Source organism: Thermomonas hydrothermalis (assembly GCF_900129205.1).
Taxonomy (GTDB): domain Bacteria; phylum Pseudomonadota; class Gammaproteobacteria; order Xanthomonadales; family Xanthomonadaceae; genus Thermomonas; species Thermomonas hydrothermalis.
The window spans coordinates 1-14,050 of sequence record NZ_FQUK01000047.1 but is presented as its reverse complement, the minus strand read 5'-3'; the positions used below and the strand labels follow the sequence as shown (position 1 = coordinate 14,050).

The following is a 14,050-nucleotide window of genomic DNA, read 5'->3' as shown; positions in this document are numbered from 1 at the left end:
CGCGCAGGATCGAGCGGCCAAGGCGGCGGGATTGCCGCCCTGTTCGCGCAGGGCCTGCTTCCACCGGTAGAGCGTGCGCCGGGACACGTCGAAGGCGTCTTGGGTGGCTTCGAGGCCGTGTGTGTCCCAGAAGCGCAGGATGTGCAGCCTTCGTTGAGCGTCTTTGGGGGTCATTGCCCAAAGATGACCCAAGGCGGCTATTCGATAGAACCCCCGGATTCGGTACCCGGCATGGTGCACTTGCATGGCGCTCCTCCTGCTTCGAAGGAGTGCCAAAGGTGTTTGAACTTATGCAGACAACGCAACCGTAAGGGGCACATGCTGGTGGCGTGTCGGGAGCAGGGCGTTGCCCTGCTTCGGAAAGGCTTTCACTGCAACCTGAGGCTACCTGCCATGAGCGCCCAAGTGACGAACAAGCCCCGCAGCAGCGGTTATCTCATCGAGGACTGGCGACCAGAGGATCCTGACTTCTGGGCGCAAACCGGCAGCCGGATCGCCAACCGTAACCTGGCGATCTCGATCCCGGCCCTGCTGCTGGCGTTTGCGGTGTGGATGATGTTTTCGGCGGTGACGGTCAGCCTGCCGAAGGTCGGTTTCAATTTCACCACTGACCAGTTGTTCTGGTTGACCGCGTTGCCGGGTCTGTCGGGCGCCACCCTGCGAATCTTCTATTCGTTCATGGTGCCGATTTTCGGCGGTCGGCGCTGGACTGCGATTTCCACGGCGTCGCTGATGATCCCGGCGGCCTGGCTCGGGATTGCGGTACAGGATCCTACGACGCCTTACTGGCAGTTCGTGGCCATTGCGATCCTCTGTGGGTTGGGCGGCGGCAATTTTGCCTCGTCCATGTCCAACATCTCGTTCTTCTATCCCAAGGCCAAGCAGGGCTATGCACTGGGCATGAATGCGGGGCTGGGCAACCTGGGGGTTTCGGTCACCCAGTTCGTGATCCCGCTGGTGATTTCCACGGCGGTGTTCGGTGCTCTTGCGGGTGGCCCGCAGGTGACCAAGGACGGTGAGCAGCTCTACCTGCAGAACGCCGGCTTCATCTGGCTACCGTTCCTGGTGGCGTGCACCCTGGCGGCATGGTTCGGGATGAACGATCTGGCCAGTGCGCGCTCCAATTTTTCCGATCAGGCCGTGATCTTCCGCCGCAAGCACAACTGGCTGATGTGCTGGCTCTATATCGGCACGTTCGGCAGCTTCATCGGTTATTCGGCGGGCTTCCCGATGCTGATCAAGACCCAGTTCCCCGAGGTCAATGCCCTGACCTATGCCTTCCTTGGCCCGCTGGTCGGTGCGCTGGCGCGTCCGGTGGGCGGCTGGATGAGCGACAAGCTGGGCGGCGCCTTCCTCACGTTCTGGGTGTTCGTGTTGATGGTGGCCGCGGTGTTCGGGGTTCTGTATTTCCTGCCCAGCGGGGCTTCCGGCGGCAATTTCTTCGGCTTCATGGCCATGTTCATGCTGCTGTTCATCCTGACCGGGATTGGCAATGCCAGTACGTTCCGGATGATTCCCATCATCTTCCGCAATCAGATCGAGCGGGAGGCTGCGGCCAAAGGAGGCGACCTCAAGCAGGCGGCCCGTCAGGCCGGGATCGAGTCGGCGGCAGTGATCGGGTTCTCCTCGGCCATCGGTGCCTATGGCGGGTTCTTCATTCCCAAGAGCTATGGCACCTCGATTGCCATGACCGGAGGCCCGGAAGCGGCGCTGTATGGATTCATCGCCTTCTATGTCACCTGTATCGCCATCACCTGGTGGTGGTACTTCCGCAAGGGTGCCGAGGCGCCGTGCTGACCCTGTGCCGCTTTGCGTGTGCCTTATGCCTGTTTTCAGCTGTGATCCCGGGATGACCTGACATGAGCTATTTCCTTGATCGACTCAACTTTCTCAAGCCGGCAGACGAGCCTTTTGCTGACGGGCATGGCGTAGCCAAGCGCCAGGATCGGTCCTGGGAGGACAGTTATCGGCGTCGCTGGCAGTACGACAAGATCGTGCGCTCCACCCATGGTGTGAACTGCACCGGCTCGTGCAGTTGGAAGGTGTATGTCAAGAACGGTCTGGTGACCTGGGAGACGCAGCAGACTGATTACCCGCGCACCCGGCCCGATCTGCCCAACCATGAGCCGCGCGGGTGTCCGCGTGGTGCCAGCTATTCCTGGTATCTGTACAGCGCCAATCGTGTCAAGTATCCGCTGGTGCGCTCGGCGTTGCTGAAGCTGTGGCGGCAGGCGCGCAAGACCCTGAGTCCGGTCGAGGCCTGGGCCTCCATCGTCGAGGATCCGCAGAAGGCCAAAAGCTACAAGAGCAAGCGTGGCATGGGTGGCTTTGTGCGTTCGACCTGGGATGAAGTCAACCAGATCATCGCGGCCGCCAACCTGTACACGGTCAAGCGCTGGGGCCCCGACCGGGTGGTGGGGTTTTCGCCGATTCCGGCGATGTCGATGGTCAGCTATGCCGCTGGCGCGCGCTATCTTTCCCTGCTGGGAGGCGCCTGCCTGAGCTTCTACGACTGGTATTGCGATCTGCCGCCGTCCAGCCCGCAGGTGTGGGGTGAGCAGACCGACGTGCCGGAGTCGGCCGACTGGTACAACAGCCGCTACATCATCGCCTGGGGCTCCAACGTCCCGCAGACGCGCACGCCGGACGCACATTTCTTTACCGAGGCGCGCTACAACGGCACCAAGACGGTGGCCATCACGCCGGATTATTCCGAGGTGGCCAAGCTCACCGATCACTGGCTGCATCCCAAGCAGGGCACCGACGCGGCACTGGCGATGGCGTTCGGGCACGTCATCCTCAAGGAGTTCCACGTGCAGTCGCCGTCGCAGTACTTCACCGACTACTGCCGGCAGTATTCGGACATGCCGATGCTGGTACGGCTGGAGAAACGTGCAGACGGCCGGCTGGTGCCCGAGCGGTTCCTGCGCGCCAGTGACCTCGGCAACCTCGGTGAGCACAACAACCCGGAATGGAAGACGCTGGCCTATGACGAGCTGAGCGGGGAGATCGTGGTGCCGCGTGGCTCGGTCGGTTTCCGCTGGGGCGAAAAAGGCAAGTGGAACATCGAGGAAAAAGACAGCGCTGGCCGTGATACCCGCCTGCGTCTGAGCATGAAGGACATCGCCGATGGCATCGAAGCCGTCAGCTTCCCGTACTTCGGTGGCGTCGAGCACGGATTCTGGACCGGCAGCAAGTTCGACGAAGTGCTGGAGCGCAATATCCCGGTCAAGCGTCTGACGCTGGCGGATGGCAAGGAATGGCTGGTCACAACCGTCTATGACCTGTTGCTGGCCCAGTACGGGGTGGATCGTGGTTTTGGCGGGCCTAACGTCGCAGCCAGCTATGACGACGATGTGCCCGGCACGCCGGCCTGGCAGGAAAAAATCACCGGCGTACCGCGCGGCGACGTGATCCAGATCGCACGCGAATTCGCCCGCACTGCCGACAAGACCCGTGGGCGGGCCATGATCATCGTCGGCGCCGCGATGAACCATTGGTTCCACAATGACATGAACTACCGCGGCCTGATCAACATGCTGGTGATGTGCGGCTGCGTCGGTCAGAGTGGCGGTGGCTGGGCGCATTACGTCGGTCAGGAAAAGCTGCGCCCGCAGTCGGGTTGGCTCCCGGTGGCCTTCGGGCTGGACTGGAGCAAGCCGCCGCGGCAGATGAACGGTACCAGCTTCTGGTACTTCAACTCGTCTCAGTACCGGTACGAAAAGCTGGGCGTCGAGGAAATCCTCAGCCCACTGGCCGACCCTGGCAAATACAAGGGGTCGCTGGTCGACTTCAACCTGCGTGCCGTGCGCATGGGCTGGTTGCCTGCCATCCCGCAGCTCAATACCAATCCGTTGACCCTGGTGCGTGAAGCCGAGCGGGCTGGAGTCGCGCCGGTGGACTATGCGGTCGGCAAGCTCAAGGACGGCAGCCTCGATTTCGCCTACGCCGACCCGGATGCGCCGGAGAACTTCCCGCGCAATCTGTTTATCTGGCGTTCCAACCTGTTGGGCAGCTCGGGCAAGGGCCACGAATACATGCTCAAACATCTGCTCGGCACCCGCCATGGGTTGCAGGGCAAGGATCTGGGTGAGCGCGGTGCCGCCAAGCCGGAGGAAGTGAAGTGGCGCGACGAGGCGCCGGAAGGCAAGCTGGATCTGCTGGTCACGCTCGACTTCCGCATGTGCACGACGGCGCTGTATTCCGACATCGTGCTGCCGACGGCCACCTGGTACGAGAAGGACGATCTCAACACTTCCGACATGCATCCCTTCATCCATCCGCTTTCCAAGGCGGTGGATCCGGCCTGGGAGGCGCGCAGTGACTGGGAGATCTTCAAGGGCATCGCCCGCACGGTGAGCGAGCTGGCGCCTGGCGTGTTGGGGGTCGAGAAGGATCTGGTGCTGACCCCGATCCTGCACGACACTCCGGGTGAAATCGCCATGCCGCTGGGCGTGACCGATTGGAAGAAGGGAGAGTGCGAACTCATCCCTGGCAAAACGGCGCCGGCCATGGCGGTGGTTGAGCGTGACTACCCCAATCTCTACAAGAAGTTCACCTCGCTAGGGCCGCTGCTCGACAAGCAGGGCAATGGCGGCAAGGGGTTGAGCTGGGAGACCAAGCACGAGGTCGAGTTCCTCGCCAAGCTCAACCATATGGTCACTGAAGACGGGATCAGCAAGGGGCGGCCACGGCTGGAGACGGCGATCGATGCCGCCGAGGCGATCATGCACCTGGCACCGGAGACCAACGGCCATGTCGCAGTCAAAGCCTGGCAGTCGCTGGGTGAGTTCACGGGCCGGGACCATACCCATCTGGCAGTCGGCAAGGAGCACGAAGCAATCCGCTTCCGCGACATCCAGGCCCAGCCGCGCAAGATCATTTCCTCGCCGATCTGGTCCGGGCTGGAGGATGAGAACGTCAGCTACAACGCTGGTTACACCAATGTCCACGAGCTGATCCCGTGGCGCACCCTGACCGGTCGGCAGCAGTTCTATCAGGATCACGAATGGATGCGTGCATTCGGCGAGGCGCTGATGGGGTACCGGCCGCCGGTCGACACCAAGACGGTGCGGCCCATCCTTGGCAAGAAGCCCAATGGCAACCGCGAGATCGTCCTGAACTGGATCACGCCGCACCAGAAGTGGGGTATCCACAGTACGTACAGCGACAACCTGATCATGCAGACGCTGTCGCGTGGCGGGCCGATCGTGTGGCTGTCCGAGGATGATGCCCGGGCTGCCGGAATCGAGGACAACGACTGGATCGAGCTGTTCAACGTCAATGGCGCGATCGCTGCACGCGCCGTGGTGAGTCAGCGCATCATGCCGGGCATCGCCATGATGTATCACGCCCAGGAACGCATCATCAACACGCCTGGCAGTGAGGTCACCGGCACCCGGGGTGGTATCCATAACTCGGTCACCCGTGTCGTGGTCAAGCCGACCCACATGATTGGCGGCTATGCCCAGCTCAGCTACGGCTTCAATTACTACGGAACGGTCGGCACCAATCGTGACGAACTGGTGATCGTCCGCAAGATGAACAAGGTCGAATGGCTGGACGGTGAAACGGTGCCGGCGGCCAGCAAGGAGATGGCGTGATGAAAGTCCGTGCCCAGATCGCAATGGTGCTCAACCTGGACAAGTGCATCGGTTGTCACACCTGTTCGATCACCTGTAAAAACGTCTGGACCAGCCGGGAGGGTGTCGAGTACGCCTGGTTCAACAACGTCGAAACCAAGCCCGGCATTGGGTACCCCAAGGAATGGGAGAACCAGCAGAAGTGGAACGGTGGCTGGGTTCGTACCGCCAGCGGCAAGTTGCAGCTCAAGGCGGGAGGGCGCTTCCGGCTGCTTTCAAAAATCTTTGCCAATCCCGATCTGCCGCAGATCGACGACTATTACGAGCCGTTTGATTTCGATTACCACCACCTGCACGAAGCCCCAGAAGGGGCGCATCAGCCCACCGCCCGCCCGCGTTCGCTGATCACCGGGCAGCGGATGCAAAAAATCCACTGGGGTCCGAACTGGGAGGAAATCCTGGGGACCGAGTTTGCCAAGCGCTCGCGCGACAGCAACTTCGATGGCGTACAGAAGGAAATCTATGGCGCCTTCGAAAAGACCTTCATGATGTATCTGCCGCGCCTGTGTGAGCACTGCCTCAATCCGGCGTGTGTGGCCTCGTGTCCTTCCGGTGCGATCTACAAGCGCGAGGAGGACGGCATCGTCCTGATCGACCAGGACAAGTGCCGCGGCTGGCGGATGTGCGTGTCGGGCTGCCCGTACAAGAAGATCTACTACAACTGGAAGACCGGTAAGTCCGAGAAGTGCATCTTCTGCTACCCGCGCATCGAAATGGGTGAACCGACGGTATGCTCGGAAACCTGCGTGGGTCGTATCCGCTATCTGGGTGTGCTGTTGTACGACGCCGACAAGATCGCCGAAGCGGCCAACACGGCATCGGAAAAGGATCTCTACCAGGCGCATCTGGATCTGTTCCTGGATCCACGTGACCCCGAGGTGATCGCCGCAGCGCGGGCCGAAGGGATTCCGGACAGCTGGCTGGAGGCGGCTGTGCGTTCGCCGGTGTACAAGCTGGCAGTCGACTGGAAACTGGCCTTGCCGCTGCATCCGGAATACCGCACGCTGCCGATGGTCTGGTACGTGCCGCCGCTGTCACCGATCCAGTCTGCAGCCGATGCTGGCCGTATCGGCAAGAACGGCGAAATTCCCGATGTGAAATCGCTGCGCATCCCAGTGCGCTATCTGGCCAACATGCTCACGGCCGGTGATGAGGCGCCGGTGGTGCGTGCGCTGGAACGCATGCTGGCGATGCGTGCCTGGCGGCGGGCGATGAACGTGGACGGGATCGAGGACAGCGAAATCCTGACCCGGGTCGGCCTGACCGTGGCCCAGGCCGAGGAGATGTACCGCTATCTGGCCATCGCCAACTACGAGGATCGTTTCGTGGTGCCGACGGCGCATCGCGAATACGCCAATGATGCTTTTGGTGAGCGTGGCGGTTGCGGCTTCAGCTTTGGCAATGGCTGCTCGCCAGCGTCGCCGGCGGAGGCGTTGTTCGGTGGTCGTCCCAACACCACCTACCAGGTGCCGCCGGCACGGCAGAGACCGGAACGGGAGATCGCATGAAAGCGCTCAAGCTGATCGGCTTGTTGCTGGACTATCCACGTGACGAGCTTTGGCAGCGTAGCGAGGCGCTGCGTGCTGCGTTGACCGAGGTCGAGCTGCCGTCGGGGCGTGCCGCCCAGTTGTCGGCGTTTGTCGAGGATTTGCTTGCGCTCGATCCCATGGAGGCTCAGGAACGCTGGCTGGCATTGTTCGATCGTGGTCGGGCGATGAGCCTGTTGCTGTTTGAACATATCCATGGTGAGTCACGGGATCGTGGGCAGGCCATGGTGGATCTGGTCGAAACCTACCGGCGTGCCGGTTTCGAGCTGGATACCCGTGAGTTGCCGGACTACCTGCCAGTGGTCCTGGAATTCCTGTCGCAGCGTCCGGCCGCGGAAGTGGCCGACTGGTTGCATCACATCGGCCATATCCTCGAACTGCTGGCGGCACGTGCTGTGGAACGGGCAAGCCCCTATGCGCAGCTTTTGGAAACGCTGGTCGAGTTGGCCCAGGGGCGGGTCGAACTTGAGCCGATGCGGCGACGGGTTGCCAGTGAGGCTCGCGATGACACGCCAGAGGCAATGGATGCGGTGTGGGAGGAGGAGGCGGTTCGCTTCGGCGTACAGGCTCCAGAGGACGATTGTCAGCCTCCGTCACGATTCTCCGCCGCACGGCCGGCATCTTATCCCACTTCGACACTGATGGATTCGGCACCAGCCAGGTGAAGACATGAACGCACTCAATTACTTCTGTTTCCAGATCTTTCCGTACCTGGCGCTGGCGGTTTTCCTGATCGGCAGCTGGGCCCGCTTCGATCATGCTGCCTACACCTGGCGGACAGGTTCCAGCCAGTTGCTTTCCGGTCAATGGATGCGGCTAGGCAGCAACTGGTTCCATGTCGGCGTGATTGCCATCTTGCTGGGGCATTTCGTGGGGCTGCTGACGCCGCATGCACTGTACGAGCACGTCATCAGTGCGGGTCAGAAGCAGATCCTGGCAATGGTCGCCGGTGGCTTCTTCGGTGTGTTTGCCTTCATCGGGTTGACCATCCTGTTGCTGCGCCGGCTGTTCAATCCACGCATTCGGGCGACGTCGGCGACCCGCGATATCGTCGTGCTGGTTCTGCTCTATGTGCAGTTGATCCTGGGCCTGTCTTCGATCTTCGTGTCCGCCGGGCATCTGGATGGCGGGCAGATGATGAAGCTGGCCGAGTGGGCGCAGCACATCGTGACATTCCGCCCCGGTGCGGCTGACTACATCGCCGATGCCCACTGGATCTACAAAGCCCATGTGTTTCTCGGAATGGTGCTGATCCTGATCTTCCCGTTCACCCGCCTGGTGCACATCTGGTCGATCCCGCTGTCCTATCTGACTCGGCCCTATCAGGTCGTTCGCAAGCGTCAGGCCCCGCTTGATTACTACGGACGGTGATGTCATGTCGCGTGCAATTCCGATCGTCATGGATTCAGGGGCGTTGTCCGAGGCCGCGCAGGAAAGCGTCCATGCGGATCACGACACCTCGGCCCGCTCCCTGCCTGGGCCGGCACCTGCTTGGGTCAAGGTGGGAGACACCCTGATCAGCGAAGCGGAAATTGCACGCGAAATGCAGTACCACCGTGGTCCCAATCCCCATGCCGTTCGAGCGGCTGCTGCGCGGGCGCTAGTGGTGCGCGAGCTGCTCAGACGTGAGATCGAGCGTCTGGGGATTGCCGATCAGGCGCAGCCGGAGGCAGGTGAATCCCACGAGGAAGCCTGCATCCGGCTCCTGCTCGAACGTGAGGTGACGGTTCCGATTCCGGACGAAGACGCCTGCCGGCGCTATTTCGAGCAGAACCGCCAGCGCCTGCATCATCCGGACCGGATCCGGGCGCGCCACATCCTGCTGGCGGCGCCACCGGGGGATGTCCATGCCCGTGCGCGTGCGCGGGAGCTGGGTGAAACCTTGATCGCCGAGTTGCGTCAGCACCCGGAGCGTTTCACCGAGCTGGCCATGCGCCACTCCGCCTGTCCATCGCGTGATGCAGGGGGCGAGCTGGGTTGGATCGAGCGCGGTGATACCACCCCCGAGTTCGAGCGCCAGTTGTTCATGCTCAAGCCGGGGCTGGCCGGGTTGACGGTCGAGTCGCGCTGGGGCCACCACGTGGTCCAGGTGGATGCCATCGAGCGAGGTGAGCCGCTTGAGTACAGCGAAGCAGCCAGCCGGATTGCTGCCTACCTTGAAACCCAGGCCCGGCAGAACGCCATTCATCACTATTTGCGCCTGCTTGCCGAGCGCTATCCGGTGAGCGGGCTTGAGGATTTCGACCCAAGCTAAGGAGTGACTGCCATGGCGACACATGTCGCAGCAAATGACCGGAATCTTCCGGTTTCACCGGCCCAGCAGCAGATCGCGTTATGGAGCAGCACGTTTGCCTTTACCGTCTGCTTTGCGGTGTGGACGATCTTTTCGATCATTGGCATCCAGATCAAGAAAGATCTTGGCCTCAATGAAACCCAGTTCGGGCTGCTGGTTGCGACCCCGATCCTGACCGGGTCGCTGACCCGTCTGTTTCTTGGCATCTGGACTGACCAGATTGGTGGTCGCCGGGTGTTCACCGTGTTGATGCTCTGCGCGGCCGTGGCCACCTGGGGCTTGACGTTCATGAGCAGCTATACCGGGTATCTGGCGATGGCGCTGCTGGTCGGGCTGGCCGGTGGCGGCTTCGCGGTCGGGATTCCCTATGTGTCCAAATGGTTTCCCAAAGAGAAGCAGGGGACCGTGCTCGGTATTTTTGGTGCGGGCAACATCGGTGCGGCGGTGACCAAACTGATCGCGCCGCTGGTGATGGTGGCCCTTGGCTGGAAAGGGGTTGCCCAGATCTGGGCAATCGCGCTGGCGGTGACGGCGGTGCTGTTCTTCCTGTTGACCAGCGAAGATCCCGATCAGGCGCGCCGGGCTGCCGGTCAGATCAAGGCGCAGCCCTTCCTTGACCAGCTCAAGCCACTGAAGAACATCCAGGTCTGGCGGTTTTCGCTTTACTACTTCTTCGTGTTCGGTGCGTTCGTGGCGCTGGCCCTGTGGCTGCCGCACTATCTCACCGGAGCCTACGGGCTGGATGTCAAAACCGCCGGCAAGATTGCCGCCATGTATTCGATCCCGGCCTCGCTGTTCCGCATCGTCGGTGGCTGGCTCAGTGACAAGGTGGGCGCCCGCAAAGTGATGTACTGGACCTTTGGGGTGTCGGCAGTGTGCTGCTTCATCCTGTCTTACCCTGACACACACTATGTCGTGAAAGGCATCCATGGGCCCATCGAGTTCACCCTGGCGATCGGATTGGTGCCTTTTACCGCGTTGGTGTTCGTGCTCGGGTTCTTCATGTCACTTGGCAAGGCAGCGGTTTACAAGCATATTCCGGTGTACTACCCGGACAACGTTGGCGCCGTGGGGGGTGTGGTTGGCATGATCGGTGGCCTGGGTGGTTTCGTCCTGCCCATCGTGTTCGGTGCCCTCAATGATTGGATCGGTGTCTGGACCAGCTGCTTCATGCTGCTGTTCGTGCTGGTCGCGATTGCCTTGACCTGGATGCATTTCGCTATCCGGCGCATGGAGCGGGCGCACTTCCCGCAGATCACCACCGAAACCGATCTGCCGGAAATCATGAATGCCAAGGCAAAGGCTTGAGTGTCCCCTGGGGTGGCGTGGGCCATGGATGGCTCGCAGCCACCACGGGCTGATACAGGTGGGCTTCCCGGCGCGGGTCTGGACACGTCTGTCCTGGGCGTGTCGGCCCGCGTCGTGGTCTTGCGTATGTCCGAGCCCTAAGCGATGAAGCTAGCCGAGTCCTACATCAACGAGGCCGTTGGCGAGTGGCACATCACTCTGCCGGAAACCGACGTGGTTGCGTGTGAGGCGAAGCGGGCTTCAATGGGAAGGCGCTTACTCCACATGAAATTCCTACACCCGTTGCTCGTGGTCTGTTTATTGCTGTTGGCAACGACAGCCCATGCCGGAAAAGTCACTATTGCGGCGGCGGCCGATCTCAAGTTTGCGATGGATGAGATCGTCGCCACCTTCAAGAAGACCAATCCGGCCGACGAGGTGGAGGTCATTTATGGCTCATCGGGCAAGTTCTACGCCCAGATTCAGCAGGGTGCGCCCTATGACCTGTATTTCTCGGCAGACATCGGCTTCCCGCGCGAGCTGGTCAAAGCGGGGTTTGCCGCGTCCGGAGTGAGGCCCTACGCGTTCGGCCGCATCGTGCTCTGGAGCGCGAGCCTCGACGCCAGCCGCATGACGCTGGCAAGCCTCACCGATCCCAAGATCACCCGCATCGCCATCGCCAACCCCAAGCACGCGCCCTACGGCAAACGCGCCGAGGAAGCCCTGCGCGCCTCCGGGCTGTGGGAAAAGGTCGAGCCCAAGCTGGTCTACGGCGAAAACATCGCCCACACCGCGCAGTTCGTGCAAACCGGCAATGCGCAAGTCGGCATCATCGCGCTGTCTTTGGCCCTCAATCCAGAGTTGGCGGGCAAGGGCGGCTATTGGCTGATCCCCGCCACGCTGCATGAGCCGCTGGAGCAGGGCTTCATCATCACCAAACGGGCTGAGGGCAATGCGCTGGCCAAACGCTTTGCCGACTACATGGATAGCCAAGCGGCGCGGGCCGTGATGGTCCGATATGGTTTCGTCCTGCCGCGCGATGCGGCCGGCAAGTAGTATGTGGTCATGCTGACCGATAGCGATCTGCAGGCCATTTGGCTCACGGCAAGGCTGGCGAGCATCGTCACCGTGATCCTGCTGTTGGTCGGAACCCCGATCGCCTGGTGGCTGGCCCGCACCAAGGCGTGGTGGAAGGGGCCGATCAGTGCGGTGGTGGCCCTGCCTCTGGTGCTGCCGCCCTCAGTGCTGGGCTTCTATCTGCTGCTGGCCATGGGGCCGAACGGGCCGATCGGGCAGTTGACGCAGTGGTTCGGCATTGGCCCCTTGCCCTTCACCTTCTGGGGCTTGGTGGTTGCCTCGGCGTTTTATTCGCTGCCGTTTATGGTGCAACCTTTGCAAACGGCCTTTGAGGCGGTGGGCGACCGACCGCTGGAAGTGGCGGCCACGCTGCGCGCCTCGCCGCTCGATGCCTTTTTTACCGTGGCGGTGCCGTTGGCCGCACCGGGCTTTCTCACGGCCTCGATCCTGACCTTTGCCCATACCGTCGGCGAGTTTGGCGTGGTGCTGATGATTGGCGGCAATCTGCCCGGCGTCACGCGCGTGGCCTCGGTGCAAATCTACGACCACGTGGAGGCGCTGGAATACCTGCAAGCACATCGACTCGCGGCGGTCATGCTGGTCTTCTCCTTCCTCGTGCTGCTGGCCTTGTATGTCTGGCGGCCGAATCTCAAGAAGGGAGGCTGAGATGGCAGGGATCCAGGCCCGTTTCCGGCTCGACTGGTCGGGCTTCTCCCTCGATGTGGATCTCACGCTGCCCAGCCGCGGCGTGACGGCGCTGTTCGGCCATTCCGGTTCCGGCAAAACCACGCTACTGCGCTGCATGGCCGGACTGGAGCGCGCCCCGCACGGACGTCTCGTGGTCGATGGTGTGGTATGGCAGGACGTGGGGCGCTGGGTGCCAACCCACCAGCGGCCCATTGGCTACGTGTTCCAGGAAGCGAGCCTGTTTCCCCATCTCACGGTGCTGGGCAACCTGCGCTACGGCATGAGGCGCGCTGGACAGGCGCAGCGCGTGAGCCTGGATCAGGCCATTGAGCTGCTGGGCATCGGCCATCTGCTTGACCGCAAACCGGATCGGCTCTCCGGTGGCGAACGGCAGCGGGTGAGCATCGCCCGCGCCTTGGCGGTCAGTCCGCGTTTGCTGTTGATGGATGAACCGCTGTCTGCGCTCGACGTGAAGCGCAAGCAGGAAATCCTGCCCTATCTGGAGCGGTTGCACGACGAGTTGGATATTCCCGTGCTCTACGTCAGCCATTCGCCGGACGAGGTGGCGCGACTGGCTGACCATTTAGTGGTGCTGGAAGATGGCCGGGTGCTGGCCGCGGGCCCGCTAGGCGGGATGCTGGCTCGCCTCGATCTGCCGTTCCGGCTTGGCGAGGAGGCCGGCGCGGTGCTCGATGCCACGGTGGGTGCAGTGGACACAGAATGGCACCTGGTGCGTGTGGATTTCGACGGCGGCAGCCTATGGGCACGCGATTGCGGCCTGACGGTCGGCCACCGCGTGCGGGTGCGGATCCTGGCGCGGGATGTGAGCCTCGCGACCGAGCCGGGTACCAGCAGCATCCAGAACATACTGCGCGGCGTGGTCGATGCCGTGGGCGATGACGAACATCCGGGGCTTACGCTGGTGCGCGTGCGGGTGGGCCAATCGGTGCTGCTATCACGGCTCACCAGGCGTGCCGCCGCATCCCTCGCGGTCGCTGAAGGTCGAGAACTATGGGTACAGGTGAAGTCGGTGGCGCTGATGGAGCCTGGATGAAGACGGGTGGCAGAAAAAACGCCCCGGTCTCGGCATCAAGAGCCGCGGCTGGCTCTCGTCCGAAACGCCCGAAATCGGCCACTTTCTCGGCCAGAGCCGTCTCTATTCTCTGTTTGGCCTGCGGGTAGGCGCAGAGGGCGGTCTAGCAAAATCAACCACTTATGCGCTGTGGTTCATCGTCAACCAAGGCCGCCAGTCAGGCCTTGAACAAAAACCGGGTAGTGGCGCAAGCTCGCATCTTGCTCTATCATGAAACGTCAAGATGAATCATGATGGAGATGGCCATGGCGACCGCCGTCCGCGAAAAGTTTTCCTCCCAGGCTGCGCCCGAAGTACTGGCAGCCTTGCGCCAGATCGCAGAAAGCCAGGGCCGCCAGTTCCAGGCCGTGCTTGATGAGGCCCTGCGCGACTACATCGACCGGCAGCAGAAGGAGCGTCCCCGCCGCCACGTGATGGCTTCATT

General features: G+C 62.1%; 11 protein-coding genes. 10 read left to right on the top strand and 1 reads right to left on the bottom strand.

Annotation, left to right across the window (positions count from 1 at the left end; genetic code table 11):
* Positions 1-174: helix-turn-helix domain-containing protein (locus tag BUA29_RS12550; protein ID WP_425443779.1), on the bottom strand; the 174-nt coding region annotated here is incomplete at its 3' end.
* 231 nt (positions 175-405) lie between these two features.
* Here BUA29_RS12550 and BUA29_RS10570 point away from each other — a divergent pair.
* The 10 genes from BUA29_RS10570 (at position 406) to modC (ending at position 13,587) form a co-directional block, all read left to right on the top strand.
* Positions 406-1,797, top strand: coding sequence for a NarK family nitrate/nitrite MFS transporter (locus BUA29_RS10570; protein WP_245770543.1), 1,392 nt, complete (start codon positions 406-408; stop codon positions 1,795-1,797).
* A gap of 62 nt (positions 1,798-1,859) precedes the next feature.
* Complete coding sequence (locus BUA29_RS10565) at positions 1,860-5,603, top strand: nitrate reductase subunit alpha (protein WP_072756521.1); 3,744 nt, start codon at positions 1,860-1,862, stop codon at positions 5,601-5,603.
* Complete coding sequence (gene narH / locus BUA29_RS10560) at positions 5,603-7,150, top strand: nitrate reductase subunit beta (RefSeq protein WP_072756520.1); 1,548 nt, start codon at positions 5,603-5,605, stop codon at positions 7,148-7,150. The genes BUA29_RS10565 and narH overlap by 1 nt, the downstream gene beginning before the upstream one ends.
* The gene (narJ, locus tag BUA29_RS10555) at positions 7,147-7,854 is read left to right on the top strand and encodes a nitrate reductase molybdenum cofactor assembly chaperone (protein WP_072756519.1); all 708 of its coding nucleotides are present in this window, start codon (positions 7,147-7,149) and stop codon (positions 7,852-7,854) included. The genes narH and narJ overlap by 4 nt, the downstream gene beginning before the upstream one ends.
* Before the next feature lie 4 nt (positions 7,855-7,858).
* On the top strand, positions 7,859-8,560 hold the full coding sequence (gene narI / locus BUA29_RS10550; RefSeq protein WP_072756518.1) for a respiratory nitrate reductase subunit gamma: 702 nt from the start codon (positions 7,859-7,861) through the stop codon (positions 8,558-8,560).
* A gap of 4 nt (positions 8,561-8,564) precedes the next feature.
* Positions 8,565-9,443 (top strand): peptidylprolyl isomerase, encoded by an 879-nt coding sequence (locus tag BUA29_RS10545; RefSeq protein ID WP_072756517.1) that lies wholly within the window; start codon positions 8,565-8,567, stop codon positions 9,441-9,443.
* A gap of 12 nt (positions 9,444-9,455) precedes the next feature.
* Positions 9,456-10,790 (top strand): MFS transporter, encoded by a 1,335-nt coding sequence (locus tag BUA29_RS10540; protein WP_072756516.1) that lies wholly within the window; start codon positions 9,456-9,458, stop codon positions 10,788-10,790.
* A 144-nt stretch (positions 10,791-10,934) separates the two neighbouring features.
* Entirely contained in the window at positions 10,935-11,825 is an 891-nt protein-coding gene (modA, locus tag BUA29_RS10535) for a molybdate ABC transporter substrate-binding protein (RefSeq protein ID WP_245770542.1), read from the top strand.
* A gap of 9 nt (positions 11,826-11,834) precedes the next feature.
* Positions 11,835-12,512: a molybdate ABC transporter permease subunit gene (gene modB, locus BUA29_RS10530; protein ID WP_072756514.1), complete on the top strand. Its 678-nt coding sequence runs from the start codon at positions 11,835-11,837 to the stop codon at positions 12,510-12,512.
* Between the two features lies 1 nt (position 12,513).
* Complete coding sequence (gene modC, locus BUA29_RS10525; RefSeq protein ID WP_072756513.1) at positions 12,514-13,587, top strand: molybdenum ABC transporter ATP-binding protein; 1,074 nt, start codon at positions 12,514-12,516, stop codon at positions 13,585-13,587.
* Positions 13,588-14,050 lie beyond the last annotated feature (463 nt).

What these genes read in the sequence shown, in the direction of transcription:
- BUA29_RS10565 (WP_072756521.1), top strand. Translation starts at nt 1,860, where the DNA reads ATGAGCTATTTCCTTGATCGACTCAACTTTCTCAAGCCGGCAGACGAG.
- narH (WP_072756520.1), top strand. Translation starts at nt 5,603, where the DNA reads ATGAAAGTCCGTGCCCAGATCGCAATGGTGCTCAACCTGGACAAGTGC.
- narJ (WP_072756519.1), top strand. Translation starts at nt 7,147, where the DNA reads ATGAAAGCGCTCAAGCTGATCGGCTTGTTGCTGGACTATCCACGTGAC.
- narI (WP_072756518.1), top strand. Translation starts at nt 7,859, where the DNA reads ATGAACGCACTCAATTACTTCTGTTTCCAGATCTTTCCGTACCTGGCG.
- BUA29_RS10545 (WP_072756517.1), top strand. Translation starts at nt 8,565, where the DNA reads ATGTCGCGTGCAATTCCGATCGTCATGGATTCAGGGGCGTTGTCCGAG.
- BUA29_RS10540 (WP_072756516.1), top strand. Translation starts at nt 9,456, where the DNA reads ATGGCGACACATGTCGCAGCAAATGACCGGAATCTTCCGGTTTCACCG.
- modA (WP_245770542.1), top strand. Translation starts at nt 10,935, where the DNA reads ATGAAGCTAGCCGAGTCCTACATCAACGAGGCCGTTGGCGAGTGGCAC.
- modB (WP_072756514.1), top strand. Translation starts at nt 11,835, where the DNA reads ATGCTGACCGATAGCGATCTGCAGGCCATTTGGCTCACGGCAAGGCTG.
- modC (WP_072756513.1), top strand. Translation starts at nt 12,514, where the DNA reads ATGGCAGGGATCCAGGCCCGTTTCCGGCTCGACTGGTCGGGCTTCTCC.